7 protein-coding genes, 6 rRNA genes and 2 riboswitches are annotated in these 16,880 nt (G+C 49.3%); all 13 genes read left to right on the top strand.

From position 1 onward, the window contains the following. Positions 1 to 21: 21 nt before the first annotated feature. Positions 22 to 123: riboswitch (purine riboswitch) on the top strand. A 147-nt stretch (positions 124 to 270) separates the two neighbouring features. After that, the gene (locus JOJ89_RS01780) at positions 271 to 1,596 is read left to right on the top strand and encodes an NCS2 family permease (protein ID WP_029286127.1); all 1,326 of its coding nucleotides are present in this window, start codon (positions 271 to 273) and stop codon (positions 1,594 to 1,596) included. 347 nt (positions 1,597 to 1,943) lie between these two features. Beyond that, positions 1,944 to 3,482 (top strand): 16S ribosomal RNA (locus JOJ89_RS01785). A gap of 203 nt (positions 3,483 to 3,685) precedes the next feature. Beyond that, positions 3,686 to 6,614 (top strand): 23S ribosomal RNA (locus tag JOJ89_RS01790). 90 nt (positions 6,615 to 6,704) lie between these two features. Further along, positions 6,705 to 6,820 (top strand): 5S ribosomal RNA (rrf, locus tag JOJ89_RS01795). Between the two features lie 219 nt (positions 6,821 to 7,039). Next, positions 7,040 to 8,575: ribosomal RNA gene (locus JOJ89_RS01800) — 16S ribosomal RNA — on the top strand. Between the two features lie 203 nt (positions 8,576 to 8,778). Next, positions 8,779 to 11,709 (top strand): 23S ribosomal RNA (locus JOJ89_RS01805). A 90-nt stretch (positions 11,710 to 11,799) separates the two neighbouring features. Continuing rightward, positions 11,800 to 11,915, top strand: a 5S ribosomal RNA gene (gene rrf / locus JOJ89_RS01810). The 16S, 23S and 5S rRNA genes sit together here, the layout of an rRNA operon. A gap of 293 nt (positions 11,916 to 12,208) precedes the next feature. Then, positions 12,209 to 12,331 carry a hypothetical protein gene (locus tag JOJ89_RS21210; RefSeq protein WP_277987845.1) on the top strand — a complete coding sequence of 41 codons (123 nt, stop codon included), beginning with the start codon at positions 12,209 to 12,211 and terminating at the stop codon, positions 12,329 to 12,331. 531 nt (positions 12,332 to 12,862) lie between these two features. Next, entirely contained in the window at positions 12,863 to 13,405 is a 543-nt protein-coding gene (locus JOJ89_RS01815) for a DUF2179 domain-containing protein (RefSeq protein ID WP_029285459.1), read from the top strand. After that, positions 13,402 to 13,602 carry an NETI motif-containing protein gene (locus JOJ89_RS01820; RefSeq protein WP_029566477.1) on the top strand — a complete coding sequence of 67 codons (201 nt, stop codon included), beginning with the start codon at positions 13,402 to 13,404 and terminating at the stop codon, positions 13,600 to 13,602. Before JOJ89_RS01815 ends, JOJ89_RS01820 begins: the two co-directional genes overlap by 4 nt. Before the next feature lie 85 nt (positions 13,603 to 13,687). Further along, positions 13,688 to 13,789, top strand: a riboswitch (purine riboswitch). Positions 13,790 to 13,934: 145 nt separating this feature from the next. Continuing rightward, positions 13,935 to 14,423 carry a 5-(carboxyamino)imidazole ribonucleotide mutase gene (gene purE / locus JOJ89_RS01825; RefSeq protein ID WP_029566476.1) on the top strand — a complete coding sequence of 163 codons (489 nt, stop codon included), beginning with the start codon at positions 13,935 to 13,937 and terminating at the stop codon, positions 14,421 to 14,423. Beyond that, a complete protein-coding gene (purK, locus tag JOJ89_RS01830) occupies positions 14,416 to 15,540 on the top strand; it encodes a 5-(carboxyamino)imidazole ribonucleotide synthase (protein WP_203289417.1) in 1,125 nt (374 codons plus the stop codon). Before purE ends, purK begins: the two co-directional genes overlap by 8 nt. Before the next feature lie 16 nt (positions 15,541 to 15,556). Next, the gene (purB, locus tag JOJ89_RS01835; protein ID WP_203289418.1) at positions 15,557 to 16,849 is read left to right on the top strand and encodes an adenylosuccinate lyase; all 1,293 of its coding nucleotides are present in this window, start codon (positions 15,557 to 15,559) and stop codon (positions 16,847 to 16,849) included. Positions 16,850 to 16,880: the final 31 nt, after the last annotated feature.

Genomic DNA, 16,880 nt, shown 5'->3' on the forward strand with positions numbered 1-16,880 from the left:
TGCTGATAAGATAGACCTATCAAAAATATTGTCTAAATACGTCGTATAAAGTTGGGGATATGGCCCAAAAGTTTCTACCAAGCTGCCGTAAAGAGCTTGACTACGAGGTATTATATAGTTCGGTGCATTTGGATAACTCTAATGTGTGCCAATCTGTCTAATATCCATGTCGTCAAGCGCTCCTCTGCAGCAGGGAGCGCTTTTTTTGCACTTATCTGTTTGTTCATACACGGGCCCCCGGCACGACGTTAAGATACAGGAGGATTTAACATGAAAAAGTATTTTCAGTTTGAAGAGCTTGGCACGAACTATCGCCGCGAGTTTATCGGAGGACTGACAACGTTCTTATCAATGGCTTACATCCTGTTCGTCAATCCGCTGACACTTTCTCTGGCGTCAGTTCCTGATTTTCCAAACGAATTAAGAATGGATCAGGGAGCTGTGTTTACGGCGACTGCTCTTGCTGCAGCTATTGGATCTCTATTGATGGGGCTCATAGCCAGGTATCCGATAGCGCTTGCTCCGGGAATGGGGCTGAACGCATTCTTCGCCTTTACAGTTGTTCTAACAATGGGCATCCCTTGGCAGACAGCATTATCCGGCGTTCTTGTTTCGGGTCTGATCTTTATTGTTTTGACAACTTCAGGTCTCCGTGAAAAAATCATTAACTCAATCCCGGAGGAACTAAAGTATGCTGTTGGAGCCGGTATTGGATTGTTTATTACTTTTGTAGGTTTTCAGAATGCTGGAATTATAACAAACAATGACGCTGTGCTTGTAGGTCTCGGCAATCTAAAAGACGGAAACGCATTGCTTGCGATTTTCGGAGTATTTGTGACTGTTATCTTTATGGTTAAACGGATCAACGGCGGCATTTTTTACGGAATGATCCTTACGGCGATTGTGGGAATGATCTTTCAATTAATTGACGTACCGACACAGGTGGTTGGAGCTGTTCCGAGTCTTGAGCCGACATTCGGTGCTGCTTTTGCAAATCTTGATCAATTGTTTACTATCCAAATGCTTGTAGTTATTCTGACTTTCCTTTTTGCAGATTTCTTTGATACAGCAGGAACACTTGTAGCGGTAGCTAACCAGGCTGGCCTTATTAAAGAAAACAAACTGCCGAGAGCAAGCAAGGCGCTTTTCGCGGACTCTGCTGCAACGGTTATTGGTTCAATCTTGGGTACTTCAACAACGACTTCCTACATTGAATCATCTGCAGGAGTTGCTGCAGGTGCGAGAACGGGATTTGCATCCGTCGTAACAGCCGGGCTGTTCCTTCTCGCCTTGTTCTTCTCGCCGCTGCTCGGTGTCATCACAGCGCCGGTAACAGCGCCTGCACTTATTATAGTAGGAATACTCATGGTTTCATCTCTCGGAAAAATAGACTGGAACAAGTTTGAGATTGCTGTACCGGCATTCCTGACTATCATTGCCATGCCGCTCACGTACAGCATCGCAACAGGAATTGCTATTGGGTTTATCTTTTATCCGGTAACAATGATTGTGAAAGGGAAGGCGAAAGAGATTCATCCGATCATGTATGGATTGTTCATCATCTTCATCCTCTACTTTGTCTTTTTGGCAGGATAATAGAATAGAAGGAAAAAAGAGATGCTGCGGCATCTCTTTTTTTGTTGACTTTACCTTCTGGTGTTGGTATATTAACTCTTGTGCTTTTTAAGAGAAGCGCACGGAGCTGAAAAATACCATTAAAAAAACGTTGACGCATCAAAGTTATCGTGGTATATTAATATCTGTTGTCGCGAACGAATGACAACACAGCTTCTGAAAAAAGATGTTGACTTTATGAATCTAGTATAGTATGATTTAAAAGTTGCTCTTGAAGCAAAAAATGATCTTTGAAAACTAAACAAAACCAAAAGCGTACCAAACGTTTTAAATTTTTTAAGTCAGCAACATTTATGAGTCACAAATTTTCTTCGGAGAGTTTGATCCTGGCTCAGGACGAACGCTGGCGGCGTGCCTAATACATGCAAGTCGAGCGGACCTCTTCGGAGGTCAGCGGCGGACGGGTGAGTAACACGTGGGCAACCTGCCTGTAAGACTGGGATAACTCCGGGAAACCGGAGCTAATACCGGATACTATGTCAAACCGCATGGTTTGACATTCAAAGACGGTTTCGGCTGTCACTTACAGATGGGCCCGCGGCGCATTAGCTAGTTGGTGAGGTAATGGCTCACCAAGGCGACGATGCGTAGCCGACCTGAGAGGGTGATCGGCCACACTGGGACTGAGACACGGCCCAGACTCCTACGGGAGGCAGCAGTAGGGAATCTTCCGCAATGGACGAAAGTCTGACGGAGCAACGCCGCGTGAGTGATGAAGGTTTTCGGATCGTAAAACTCTGTTGTCAGGGAAGAACAAGTGCCGGAGTAACTGCCGGCACCTTGACGGTACCTGACCAGAAAGCCACGGCTAACTACGTGCCAGCAGCCGCGGTAATACGTAGGTGGCAAGCGTTGTCCGGAATTATTGGGCGTAAAGCGCGCGCAGGCGGTTTCTTAAGTCTGATGTGAAAGCCCCGGCTCAACCGGGGAGGGTCATTGGAAACTGGGAAACTTGAGTGCAGAAGAGGAGAGTGGAATTCCACGTGTAGCGGTGAAATGCGTGTAGAGATGTGGAGGAACACCAGTGGCGAAGGCGACTCTCTGGTCTGTAACTGACGCTGAGGCGCGAAAGCGTGGGGAGCGAACAGGATTAGATACCCTGGTAGTCCACGCCGTAAACGATGAGTGCTAAGTGTTAGAGGGTTTCCGCCCTTTAGTGCTGCAGCTAACGCATTAAGCACTCCGCCTGGGGAGTACGGTCGCAAGACTGAAACTCAAAGGAATTGACGGGGGCCCGCACAAGCGGTGGAGCATGTGGTTTAATTCGAAGCAACGCGAAGAACCTTACCAGGTCTTGACATCCTTTGCCACTTCTAGAGATAGAAGGTTCCCCTTCGGGGGACAAAGTGACAGGTGGTGCATGGTTGTCGTCAGCTCGTGTCGTGAGATGTTGGGTTAAGTCCCGCAACGAGCGCAACCCTTGATCTTAGTTGCCAGCATTCAGTTGGGCACTCTAAGGTGACTGCCGGTGACAAACCGGAGGAAGGTGGGGATGACGTCAAATCATCATGCCCCTTATGACCTGGGCTACACACGTGCTACAATGGATGGTACAAAGGGCTGCGAGACCGCGAGGTTTAGCCAATCCCATAAAACCATTCTCAGTTCGGATTGCAGGCTGCAACTCGCCTGCATGAAGCTGGAATCGCTAGTAATCGCGGATCAGCATGCCGCGGTGAATACGTTCCCGGGCCTTGTACACACCGCCCGTCACACCACGAGAGTTTGCAACACCCGAAGTCGGTGGGGTAACCGCAAGGAGCCAGCCGCCTAAGGTGGGGTAGATGATTGGGGTGAAGTCGTAACAAGGTAGCCGTATCGGAAGGTGCGGCTGGATCACCTCCTTTCTAAGGATATGAGGTCGCTTTTGGTTTTTGTTTAGTTTTGAGAGATCATTCTCTCTATATGAAAGAAGGCGGTCATTTCTGATCTGCCGGTTGTTCTTTGAAAACTGGATAACGTAATTGATAACAAGTAATTCACTGAGATTTACGCTTACCATAGTGATTTTCTTAGACTTTACAGTCTAAACAAACGATTGACCAATTTTGGTTAAGTTATGAAGGGCGCACGGTGGATGCCTTGGCACTAGGAGCCGATGAAGGACGGGACTAACACCGATATGCTTTGGGGAGCTGTAAGTAAGCTTTGATCCAGAGATTTCCGAATGGGGAAACCCACTGTTCGTAATGGAACAGTATCTTTACCTGAATACATAGGGTACTGAAGGCAGACCCGGGGAACTGAAACATCTAAGTACCCGGAGGAAGAGAAAGCAAATGCGATTTCCCAAGTAGCGGCGAGCGAAACGGAATCAGCCCAAACCAAGAGGCTTGCCTCTTGGGGTTGTAGGACACTCTATACGGAGTTACAAAGGAACGGGGTAGATGAAGCGGCCTGGAAAGGCCTGTCATAGAAGGTAAAAACCCTGTAGTCGAAACTTCGTTCCCTCCAGAGTGGATCCTGAGTACGGCGGGACACGTGAAATCCCGTCGGAATCCGGGAGGACCATCTCCCAAGGCTAAATACTACCTAGTGACCGATAGTGAACCAGTACCGTGAGGGAAAGGTGAAAAGCACCCCGGAAGGGGAGTGAAAAGATCCTGAAACCGTGTGCTTACAAGTAGTCAGAGCCCGTTAACGGGTGATGGCGTGCCTTTTGTAGAATGAACCGGCGAGTTACGATCCCGTGCAAGGTTAAGTTGATGAGACGGAGCCGCAGCGAAAGCGAGTCTGAATAGGGCGAATTAGTACGTGGTCGTAGACCCGAAACCAGGTGATCTACCCATGTCCAGGGTGAAGTTCAGGTAACACTGAATGGAGGCCCGAACCCACGCACGTTGAAAAGTGCGGGGATGAGGTGTGGGTAGCGGAGAAATTCCAATCGAACTTGGAGATAGCTGGTTCTCTCCGAAATAGCTTTAGGGCTAGCCTCGAGTATGAGAGTCTTGGAGGTAGAGCACTGATTGGACTAGGGGCCCTCATCGGGTTACCGAATTCAGTCAAACTCCGAATGCCAAAGACTTGCTCCTCGGGAGTCAGACTGCGAGTGATAAGATCCGTAGTCAAGAGGGAAACAGCCCAGACCGCCAGCTAAGGTCCCAAAGTATACGTTAAGTGGAAAAGGATGTGGAGTTGCTTAGACAACCAGGATGTTGGCTTAGAAGCAGCCACCATTTAAAGAGTGCGTAATAGCTCACTGGTCGAGTGACTCTGCGCCGAAAATGTACCGGGGCTAAACGTATCACCGAAGCTGCGGACTGTTCTTACGAACAGTGGTAGGAGAGCGTTCTAAGGGCGTCGAAGCCAGACCGGAAGGACTGGTGGAGCGCTTAGAAGTGAGAATGCCGGTATGAGTAGCGAAAGAGGGGTGAGAATCCCCTCCACCGAATGCCTAAGGTTTCCTGAGGAAGGCTCGTCCGCTCAGGGTTAGTCGGGACCTAAGCCGAGGCCGAAAGGCGTAGGCGATGGACAACAGGTTGATATTCCTGTACCACCTCCTCACCATTTGAGCAATGGGGGGACGCAGGAGGATAGGGCAAGCGCGCTGTTGGATATGCGCGTCCAAGCAGTTAGGCCGGGAAGTAGGCAAATCCGCTTCCCATAAGGCTGAGCTGTGATGGCGAGGGAAATTTAGTACCGAAGTTCCTGATTCCACACTGCCAAGAAAAGCCTCTAGCGAGGTGAGAGGTGCCCGTACCGCAAACCGACACAGGTAGGCGAGGAGAGAATCCTAAGGTGAGCGAGAGAACTCTCGTTAAGGAACTCGGCAAAATGACCCCGTAACTTCGGGAGAAGGGGTGCTTTTTAGGGTGAATAGCCCTGAAAAGCCGCAGTGAATAGGCCCAGGCGACTGTTTAGCAAAAACACAGGTCTCTGCGAAGCCGCAAGGCGAAGTATAGGGGCTGACGCCTGCCCGGTGCTGGAAGGTTAAGGGGAGAGGTTAGCGCAAGCGAAGCTTTGAACCGAAGCCCCAGTAAACGGCGGCCGTAACTATAACGGTCCTAAGGTAGCGAAATTCCTTGTCGGGTAAGTTCCGACCCGCACGAAAGGCGTAACGATCTGGGCACTGTCTCAACGAGAGACTCGGTGAAATTATAGTACCTGTGAAGATGCAGGTTACCCGCGACAGGACGGAAAGACCCCGTGGAGCTTTACTGCAGCCTGATATTGAATTTTGGTACAGCTTGTACAGGATAGGTAGGAGCCTTGGAAGCCGGAGCGCAAGCTTCGGTGGAGGCATTGGTGGGATACTACCCTTGCTGTATTGAAATTCTAACCCGCAGCCCTTACCGGGCTGGGAGACAGTGTCAGGCGGGCAGTTTGACTGGGGCGGTCGCCTCCTAAAATGTAACGGAGGCGCCCAAAGGTTCCCTCAGAATGGTTGGAAATCATTCGCAGAGTGTAAAGGCACAAGGGAGCTTGACTGCGAGACCTACAAGTCGAGCAGGGACGAAAGTCGGGCTTAGTGATCCGGTGGTTCCGCATGGAAGGGCCATCGCTCAACGGATAAAAGCTACCCCGGGGATAACAGGCTTATCTCCCCCAAGAGTCCACATCGACGGGGAGGTTTGGCACCTCGATGTCGGCTCATCGCATCCTGGGGCTGTAGTCGGTCCCAAGGGTTGGGCTGTTCGCCCATTAAAGCGGTACGCGAGCTGGGTTCAGAACGTCGTGAGACAGTTCGGTCCCTATCCGTCGTGGGCGCAGGAAATTTGAGAGGAGCTGTCCTTAGTACGAGAGGACCGGGATGGACGCACCGCTGGTGTACCAGTTGTCTTGCCAAAGGCATCGCTGGGTAGCTATGTGCGGAAGGGATAAGTGCTGAAAGCATCTAAGCATGAAGCCCCCCTCAAGATGAGATTTCCCATCACATTTGTGAGTAAGAACCCTGAAAGATGATCAGGTTGATAGGTCTGAGGTGGAAGCGCGGTGACGTGTGGAGCTGACAGATACTAATCGTTCGAGGACTTAACCACAGTCTAGCTAAGCGTAAATTGCACGTGAATCTTGTTATCAAACGTTACTCAGTTTTGAAAGAATAACTTCTTTCAACCAATTGCATATTGTCTGGTGATGATGGCAAAGAGGTCACACCCGTTCCCATGCCGAACACGGAAGTTAAGCTCTTTAGCGCCGATGGTAGTTGGGGGTTTCCCCCTGTGAGAGTAGGACGTTGCCAGGCTGTAGCAATGATTCTGATCAGCTTATGCTGTGAAGCATCAGCGGTTTTATCCGCAAGCTATAAAACTTCAAAAAAGATGTTGACTTTATGAATCTAGTATAGTATGATTTAAAAGTTGCTCTTGAAGCAAAAAAATGATCTTTGAAAACTAAACAAAACCAAAAGCGTACCAAACGTTTTAAATTTTTTAAGTCAGCAACATTTATGAGTCACAAATTTTCTTCGGAGAGTTTGATCCTGGCTCAGGACGAACGCTGGCGGCGTGCCTAATACATGCAAGTCGAGCGGACCTCTTCGGAGGTCAGCGGCGGACGGGTGAGTAACACGTGGGCAACCTGCCTGTAAGACTGGGATAACTCCGGGAAACCGGAGCTAATACCGGATACTATGTCAAACCGCATGGTTTGACATTCAAAGACGGTTTCGGCTGTCACTTACAGATGGGCCCGCGGCGCATTAGCTAGTTGGTGAGGTAATGGCTCACCAAGGCGACGATGCGTAGCCGACCTGAGAGGGTGATCGGCCACACTGGGACTGAGACACGGCCCAGACTCCTACGGGAGGCAGCAGTAGGGAATCTTCCGCAATGGACGAAAGTCTGACGGAGCAACGCCGCGTGAGTGATGAAGGTTTTCGGATCGTAAAACTCTGTTGTCAGGGAAGAACAAGTGCCGGAGTAACTGCCGGCACCTTGACGGTACCTGACCAGAAAGCCACGGCTAACTACGTGCCAGCAGCCGCGGTAATACGTAGGTGGCAAGCGTTGTCCGGAATTATTGGGCGTAAAGCGCGCGCAGGCGGTTTCTTAAGTCTGATGTGAAAGCCCCCGGCTCAACCGGGGAGGGTCATTGGAAACTGGGAAACTTGAGTGCAGAAGAGGAGAGTGGAATTCCACGTGTAGCGGTGAAATGCGTAGAGATGTGGAGGAACACCAGTGGCGAAGGCGACTCTCTGGTCTGTAACTGACGCTGAGGCGCGAAAGCGTGGGGAGCGAACAGGATTAGATACCCTGGTAGTCCACGCCGTAAACGATGAGTGCTAAGTGTTAGAGGGTTTCCGCCCTTTAGTGCTGCAGCTAACGCATTAAGCACTCCGCCTGGGGAGTACGGTCGCAAGACTGAAACTCAAAGGAATTGACGGGGCCCGCACAAGCGGTGGAGCATGTGGTTTAATTCGAAGCAACGCGAAGAACCTTACCAGGTCTTGACATCCTTTGCCACTTCTAGAGATAGAAGGTTCCCCTTCGGGGGACAAAGTGACAGGTGGTGCATGGTTGTCGTCAGCTCGTGTCGTGAGATGTTGGGTTAAGTCCCGCAACGAGCGCAACCCTTGATCTTAGTTGCCAGCATTCAGTTGGGCACTCTAAGGTGACTGCCGGTGACAAACCGGAGGAAGGTGGGGATGACGTCAAATCATCATGCCCCTTATGACCTGGGCTACACACGTGCTACAATGGATGGTACAAAGGGCTGCGAGACCGCGAGGTTTAGCCAATCCCATAAAACCATTCTCAGTTCGGATTGCAGGCTGCAACTCGCCTGCATGAAGCTGGAATCGCTAGTAATCGCGGATCAGCATGCCGCGGTGAATACGTTCCCGGGCCTTGTACACACCGCCCGTCACACCACGAGAGTTTGCAACACCCGAAGTCGGTGGGGTAACCGCAAGGAGCCAGCCGCCTAAGGTGGGTAGATGATTGGGGTGAAGTCGTAACAAGGTAGCCGTATCGGAAGGTGCGGCTGGATCACCTCCTTTCTAAGGATATGAGGTCGCTTTTGGTTTTTGTTTAGTTTTGAGAGATCATTCTCTCTATATGAAAGAAGGCGATCATTCCTGATCTGCCGGTTGTTCTTTGAAAACTGGATAACGTAATTGATAACAAGTAATTCACTGAGATTTACGCTTACCATAGTGATTTTCTTAGACTTTACAGTCTAAACAAACGATTGACCAATTTTGGTTAAGTTATGAAGGGCGCACGGTGGATGCCTTGGCACTAGGAGCCGATGAAGGACGGGACTAACACCGATATGCTTTGGGGAGCTGTAAGTAAGCTTTGATCCAGAGATTTCCGAATGGGGAAACCCACTGTTCGTAATGGAACAGTATCTTTACCTGAATACATAGGGTACTGAAGGCAGACCCGGGGAACTGAAACATCTAAGTACCCGGAGGAAGAGAAAGCAAATGCGATTTCCCAAGTAGCGGCGAGCGAAACGGAATCAGCCCAAACCAAGAGGCTTGCCTCTTGGGGTTGTAGGACACTCTATACGGAGTTACAAAGGAACGGGGTAGATGAAGCGGCCTGGAAAGGCCTGTCATAGAAGGTAAAAACCCTGTAGTCGAAACTTCGTTCCCTCCAGAGTGGATCCTGAGTACGGCGGGACACGTGAAATCCCGTCGGAATCCGGGAGGACCATCTCCCAAGGCTAAATACTACCTAGTGACCGATAGTGAACCAGTACCGTGAGGGAAAGGTGAAAAGCACCCCGGAAGGGGAGTGAAAAGATCCTGAAACCGTGTGCTTACAAGTAGTCAGAGCCCGTTAACGGGTGATGGCGTGCCTTTTGTAGAATGAACCGGCGAGTTACGATCCCGTGCAAGGTTAAGTTGATGAGACGGAGCCGCAGCGAAAGCGAGTCTGAATAGGGCGAATTAGTACGTGGTCGTAGACCCGAAACCAGGTGATCTACCCATGTCCAGGGTGAAGTTCAGGTAACACTGAATGGAGGCCCGAACCCACGCACGTTGAAAAGTGCGGGGATGAGGTGTGGGTAGCGGAGAAATTCCAATCGAACTTGGAGATAGCTGGTTCTCTCCGAAATAGCTTTAGGGCTAGCCTCGAGTATGAGAGTCTTGGAGGTAGAGCACTGATTGGACTAGGGGCCCTCATCGGGTTACCGAATTCAGTCAAACTCCGAATGCCAAAGACTTGCTCCTCGGGAGTCAGACTGCGAGTGATAAGATCCGTAGTCAAGAGGGAAACAGCCCAGACCGCCAGCTAAGGTCCCAAAGTATACGTTAAGTGGAAAAGGATGTGGAGTTGCTTAGACAACCAGGATGTTGGCTTAGAAGCAGCCACCATTTAAAGAGTGCGTAATAGCTCACTGGTCGAGTGACTCTGCGCCGAAAATGTACCGGGGCTAAACGTATCACCGAAGCTGCGGACTGTTCTTACGAACAGTGGTAGGAGAGCGTTCTAAGGGCGTCGAAGCCAGACCGGAAGGACTGGTGGAGCGCTTAGAAGTGAGAATGCCGGTATGAGTAGCGAAAGAGGGGTGAGAATCCCCTCCACCGAATGCCTAAGGTTTCCTGAGGAAGGCTCGTCCGCTCAGGGTTAGTCGGGACCTAAGCCGAGGCCGAAAGGCGTAGGCGATGGACAACAGGTTGATATTCCTGTACCACCTCCTCACCATTTGAGCAATGGGGGGACGCAGGAGGATAGGGCAAGCGCGCTGTTGGATATGCGCGTCCAAGCAGTTAGGCCGGGAAGTAGGCAAATCCGCTTCCCATACAAGGCTGAGCTGTGATGGCGAGGGAAATTTAGTACCGAAGTTCCTGATTCCACACTGCCAAGAAAAGCCTCTAGCGAGGTGAGAGGTGCCCGTACCGCAAACCGACACAGGTAGGCGAGGAGAGAATCCTAAGGTGAGCGAGAGAACTCTCGTTAAGGAACTCGGCAAAATGACCCCGTAACTTCGGGAGAAGGGGTGCTTTTTAGGGTGAATAGCCCTGAAAAGCCGCAGTGAATAGGCCCAGGCGACTGTTTAGCAAAAACACAGGTCTCTGCGAAGCCGCAAGGCGAAGTATAGGGGCTGACGCCTGCCCGGTGCTGGAAGGTTAAGGGGAGAGGTTAGCGCAAGCGAAGCTTTGAACCGAAGCCCCAGTAAACGGCGGCCGTAACTATAACGGTCCTAAGGTAGCGAAATTCCTTGTCGGGTAAGTTCCGACCCGCACGAAAGGCGTAACGATCTGGGCACTGTCTCAACGAGAGACTCGGTGAAATTATAGTACCTGTGAAGATGCAGGTTACCCGCGACAGGACGGAAAGACCCCGTGGAGCTTTACTGCAGCCTGATATTGAATTTTGGTACAGCTTGTACAGGATAGGTAGGAGCCTTGGAAGCCGGAGCGCAAGCTTCGGTGGAGGCATTGGTGGGATACTACCCTTGCTGTATTGAAATTCTAACCCGCAGCCCTTACCGGGCTGGGAGACAGTGTCAGGCGGGCAGTTTGACTGGGGCGGTCGCCTCCTAAAATGTAACGGAGGCGCCCAAAGGTTCCCTCAGAATGGTTGGAAATCATTCGCAGAGTGTAAAGGCACAAGGGAGCTTGACTGCGAGACCTACAAGTCGAGCAGGGACGAAAGTCGGGCTTAGTGATCCGGTGGTTCCGCATGGAAGGGCCATCGCTCAACGGATAAAAGCTACCCCGGGGATAACAGGCTTATCTCCCCCAAGAGTCCACATCGACGGGGAGGTTTGGCACCTCGATGTCGGCTCATCGCATCCTGGGGCTGTAGTCGGTCCCAAGGGTTGGGCTGTTCGCCCATTAAAGCGGTACGCGAGCTGGGTTCAGAACGTCGTGAGACAGTTCGGTCCCTATCCGTCGTGGGCGCAGGAAATTTGAGAGGAGCTGTCCTTAGTACGAGAGGACCGGGATGGACGCACCGCTGGTGTACCAGTTGTCTTGCCAAAGGCATCGCTGGGTAGCTATGTGCGGAAGGGATAAGTGCTGAAAGCATCTAAGCATGAAGCCCCCCTCAAGATGAGATTTCCCATCACATTTGTGAGTAAGAACCCTGAAAGATGATCAGGTTGATAGGTCTGAGGTGGAAGCGCGGTGACGTGTGGAGCTGACAGATACTAATCGTTCGAGGACTTAACCACAGTCTAACTAAGCGTAAATTGCACGTGAATCTTGTTATCAAACGTTACTCAGTTTTGAAAGAATAACTTCTTTCAGTCAATTGCATATTGTCTGGTGATGATGGCAAAGAGGTCACACCCGTTCCCATGCCGAACACGGAAGTTAAGCTCTTTAGCGCCGATGGTAGTTGGGGGTTTCCCCCTGTGAGAGTAGGACGTTGCCAGGCACGCAGAAAAGAGGACAGCAGAGATGCTGTTCTTTTTTGTTTTCTTAAAAAGAGACGAGTCAAACCCAGGAGGGTTTGGGCAGGATGAACAGGAATGATATTCACCTTCCATCCGGAGGGTTGGGAGGAGCGAGCAGGTCGAGGAAGCGAGGGAGAGAAGACCGGAGCGTACGAATGTACGTGAGGATCTGAACGAGTGAAGCTGACGAAGAGATGCGAAGCTCATCGCAGGCCGGATGCCGAAGCAAGGAAGTTAAGCTCTCAGCGCCGATGGTAGTTGGGGGTTTCCCCCTGTGAGAGTAGGACGTTGCCAGGCACGCAGAAAAAAGGACAGCAGAGATGCTGTCTTTTTTGTTGTTAAGCAAGAAATCGGCGGGGTACATAGTGCAAACAAATGGCTCAATCGTACCCTGTAAAACTGTCATTCGATTTGGCAGGGTAAGTAAATGTCCGAATCGTACCCTCGGAAACTGTAAAACGATATCGGAGGGTAAGCAAACGCCTGAATCGTACCCTCGTAAACCGAGAAACGATATCGGAGGGTAAGCAAACGCTTGAATCGTACCCTCGTAAACCGAGAAACGATATCGGAGGGTAAGCAAACGCTTGAATCGTACCCTCGTAAACCGAGAAACGATATCGGAGGGTAAGCAAACACCCGAATCGTACCCACCAAACCCGTAAAACGATATCGCAGGGTAAGCAGACAACTGAAACCCTCTAAGCTGCCCAACCACTTTGGACCAAAGCCCTCTCACTTTTATTCTTCTTTGCTGAATCGTCCGACCGCTATCCCGCCACCTTCATAGCAGCAAAACAAAACACCCGTTATCTGTCCCTCTTCCATTGTTTCTTTCCAAAAACTTTAGTAAGATATGACCTGTTACCTTTTATATGAGCAGTTTGCAGCTTAAAGTATAAAGGTCATCATGTTAGGAGGAAATTCATTGCTGTCCAATAGTTTGATGATGATTTTAATCATCTTGGTAATTAATATTGTTTATGTATCTTTTTTTACGATACGGATGATCTTGACGCTTAAGGGCCAGCGGTATCTTGCGGCTTTTATCAGTACGATAGAAGTTGTCATTTACGTCATCGGCCTTGGTCTTGTGCTTGATAATTTAAATGAGATTCAGAATTTGATTGCGTATGCGGTCGGGTACGGAATTGGCGTTATTGTAGGGATGAAGATTGAGGAAAAGCTTGCTCTCGGGTATATTACAGTTAATGTGATTTCGACTGAAAGTGAAAAGGACCTGCCTGGTATTCTGAGAGACAAAGGGTATGGTGTAACGGACTGGATGGCAAATGGCCGTGAGGGTGACCGGCTGGCGATGCAGATCCTCACTCCGAGAAAGTATGAACTGAATCTATATGCAGCAATAAAAGAGCTTGATCCCAGGGCATTTATTATTGCGTTTGAGCCGAAGACAATCCACGGAGGCTTCTGGGTGAAGGCGGTAAGAAGGGGTAAGATTGAGGTATGACGGACAAGCCGAAAAAGCGAAAGTTTGAGGTTGGAGAAGGCGAAAGCATCGACAGCTGCCTTTCCCGCATGCAGAGTGAGGGCTACATGCCTGTCAGAAGAATGGAAGAGCCAATTTTTAAAGAAGAAAAGATAAATGGTTCAATTGAAGTGGTACCTTATGGGAAAAAGATTGTTTTTGAAGGAAAGTTAATCTAAATACGAACGTTTTATACAGAAGTTATTACATTGTTCGATTTTTCGTTGACAACTTCTGAATCAGGCTGTTATGATTATGTTGGATATGAAAACGAATGAATGACCTCATATAAAGTCGGGAATATGGCCCGAAAGTTTCTACCCGATAACCGTAAATTATTGGACTATGAGGGAAAGTGATCGTTGACCAGACATGGAACAGCTTTTTTATGAATGTTCTTATGACCGGTTTGCAGTGCTTTCTCTTGTAGAGAAGGTTTGCAGACCGGTTTTTTCGTGGAAAAAAAGAATTTGAAAAACGTAAAACAGATGGATAGAGGCGGGGGATATAGATGGAACCATTGGTTGGAATTATAATGGGCAGCACGTCAGACTGGGAGACGATGAAGCACGCCTGCGAAGTTCTTGATGAGCTTCAGGTGCCTTATGAGAAAAAAGTGGTTTCCGCTCATCGCACTCCTGATTATATGTTTGCTTATGCAGAGGATGCAAGAAATAGAGGGTTGAAAGTGATTGTGGCCGGGGCAGGAGGAGCTGCTCATCTGCCTGGCATGGTTGCAGCCAAAACGACACTCCCTGTGATTGGAGTGCCTGTTCAATCAAAAGCGCTTAACGGCATGGACTCGCTGCTGTCTATCGTGCAGATGCCTGGAGGTGTTCCGGTTGCAACGGTTGCAATCGGCAAGGCCGGTGCGGTCAATGCAGGCCTGCTGGCAGCTCAGATTCTCTCAATCTCAGATACGCTCCTTGCTGAAAGGCTTGATGCAAAACGGGAAAAAACACGGAACACCGTGCTGGAAAGCAGTGATGACCTTGTCTAAACAAATGATTATGCCGGGTTCAACAATCGGAATTATCGGCGGCGGTCAGCTTGGCCGGATGATGACAGTGGCTGCAAAAAGCATGGGGTATGACGTTGCTGTGCTGGACCCGACCCCGAATTCACCGTGCGGTCAGCTTGCAGACTATGAAATAACGGCCTCCTACAACGATTTGGAAGCTATTAAGAAACTTGCAGAACTTAGCGATGTGATTACGTATGAGTTCGAGAACATAGATTACGAGGCTTTAAAGTGGATTGAGGCGAATGCCTATTTGCCTCAGGGGACGGCACTTCTTTCATTGACACAGGATCGCGGCACAGAGAAACAAGCGATCACAGATGCAGGATGCACAGTTGCAGACTACCGGATTGTCGAAACAGAAACGGAGCTTGCATCAGCAGCCGGGGAACTTGAGCTGCCTTGTGTATTGAAAACGTGCCGCGGTGGCTACGATGGTAAGGGGCAGGCGGTAATCAGACATAACGACGACCTTAAAACAGCTGCAGAGCTTTTGAAAAACGGAACCTGCATTCTTGAAAAGTGGGTGCCGTTTGTAAAAGAAATCTCGGTTATTGTGGCCAGAAACTCAGATGGAGAAATCCGTTCTTTCCCGATTGCGGAGAACGTTCATGTCAATAACATTCTTCATCAGAGCATTGTACCTGCAAGAATTGGGGAAGGCACAGCCCGTGAAGCAGAGAAACAGGCTGGTCAGCTCGCTGCAGCTTTTAACCTTGTCGGCACGCTTGCGGTTGAAATGTTTGTCACCGAAGAGGGAAGCATTTTAATTAACGAGCTTGCGCCAAGACCTCATAATTCAGGTCATTACACCATTGACCTCTGCGAAACAGATCAGTTTGAGCAGCATATCCGTGCTGTTTGCAATCTGCCTCTCGGGAAGCCTGTTTTGCTGCATCCAGGCATCATGGTGAACGTTTTAGGCGAACATATGCCTCTGATTTTAAATAATCTTTCGTTATTCAGTGAAGGTAAGATATACTTGTACGGTAAAAAAGAGGCAAAGCACAGACGGAAGATGGGGCATGTCACTTTTTTAACAGAGAGCATTGACCAGAAAGAAAAAGAAATCAATAACTTATGGGGTCAACAATAGAACGGAGGATTTATCAATGATTGAACGATACACAAGACCTGAAATGGGTGCGATCTGGACGGAGGAAAACCGTTTCCAGGCATGGCTTGAAGTAGAGATACTTGCTTGCGAGGCATGGGCTGAGCTTGGACATATTCCAAAAGAAGATGTAAAACTGCTCCGCCAGAATGCATCTTTTGATATGAACCGCATTAAGGAAATTGAAGAAGAGACGCGTCATGACGTTGTTGCCTTCACAAGAGCCGTTTCTGAAACGCTTGGCGAGGAGCGCAAGTGGGTTCATTATGGACTAACGTCTACTGACGTAGTTGATACTGCATTATCCTATCTTTTGAAACAGGCAAATGCGATTCTCTTAAAAGACATCGAAAACTTTGTTGAGATTTTGAAAAACAAAGCGATTGAGCACAAATATACAGTCATGATGGGACGCACACACGGCGTGCACGCTGAGCCGACTACCTTCGGACTGAAGCTTGGCTTATGGTATGAAGAAATGAAACGGAACCTTGAGCGCTTCAAGCGTGCAGCAGAAGGCATTGAGTTCGGAAAAATGTCAGGTGCTGTCGGTACATATGCAAACATTGATCCTTTTGTTGAAGCATATGTGTGTGAAAAATTAGGGCTTCAGGCTGCGCCGATCTCGACTCAGACTCTTCAGCGTGACCGCCATGCCGATTATATGAGCACACTTGCTCTGATCGCGACATCCATTGAAAAATTTGCAACGGAAGTGCGCGGTCTTCAAAAGAGTGAAACACGCGAGGTTGAGGAATTTTTTGCAAAAGGCCAAAAAGGTTCTTCTGCTATGCCGCATAAACGCAACCCGATTGGATCTGAGAACATGACGGGTCTTGCGAGAGTCATTCGCGGACATATGCTGACAGCCTATGAGAACGTTCCGCTGTGGCACGAGCGTGATATTTCACATTCATCTGCAGAGCGCATTATTCTTCCTGATGCAACGATTGCCCTGAACTACATGCTGAACCGTTTCGGAAATATTGTGAAGAACCTGACGGTGTTCCCGGAAAACATGAAGCGCAATATGGACCGCACACTTGGGTTGATTTACTCTCAGCGTGTTCTTCTTGCTTTGATTGATTCAGGTATGACACGCGAGCAGGCTTACGATATCGTTCAGCCAAAAGCGATGGAAGCATGGGAAAAACAAGTGCCGTTCCGCGGGCTGGTAGAAGCAGACGGAACGATCACAGACCGTCTGTCAGCTGAAATGATTGCTGACTGCTTTGACTACAACTATCACTTAAAAGGTGTCGATACGATTTTTGAACGCTTAGGTCTGTAAGCGAACATTTTTAAGGAAGAGGTAAATAGAG

It is taken from the genome of Metabacillus sp. cB07, from assembly GCF_016839225.1.
Classification (GTDB): Bacteria; Bacillota; Bacilli; order Bacillales; family Bacillaceae; genus Bacillus_P; species Bacillus_P indicus.

What these genes read in the sequence shown, in the direction of transcription:
- JOJ89_RS01820 (WP_029566477.1), top strand. Translation starts at nt 13,402, where the DNA reads ATGACGGACAAGCCGAAAAAGCGAAAGTTTGAGGTTGGAGAAGGCGAA.
- purE (WP_029566476.1), top strand. Translation starts at nt 13,935, where the DNA reads ATGGAACCATTGGTTGGAATTATAATGGGCAGCACGTCAGACTGGGAG.
- purB (WP_203289418.1), top strand. Translation starts at nt 15,557, where the DNA reads ATGATTGAACGATACACAAGACCTGAAATGGGTGCGATCTGGACGGAG.
- JOJ89_RS01780 (WP_029286127.1), top strand. Translation starts at nt 271, where the DNA reads ATGAAAAAGTATTTTCAGTTTGAAGAGCTTGGCACGAACTATCGCCGC.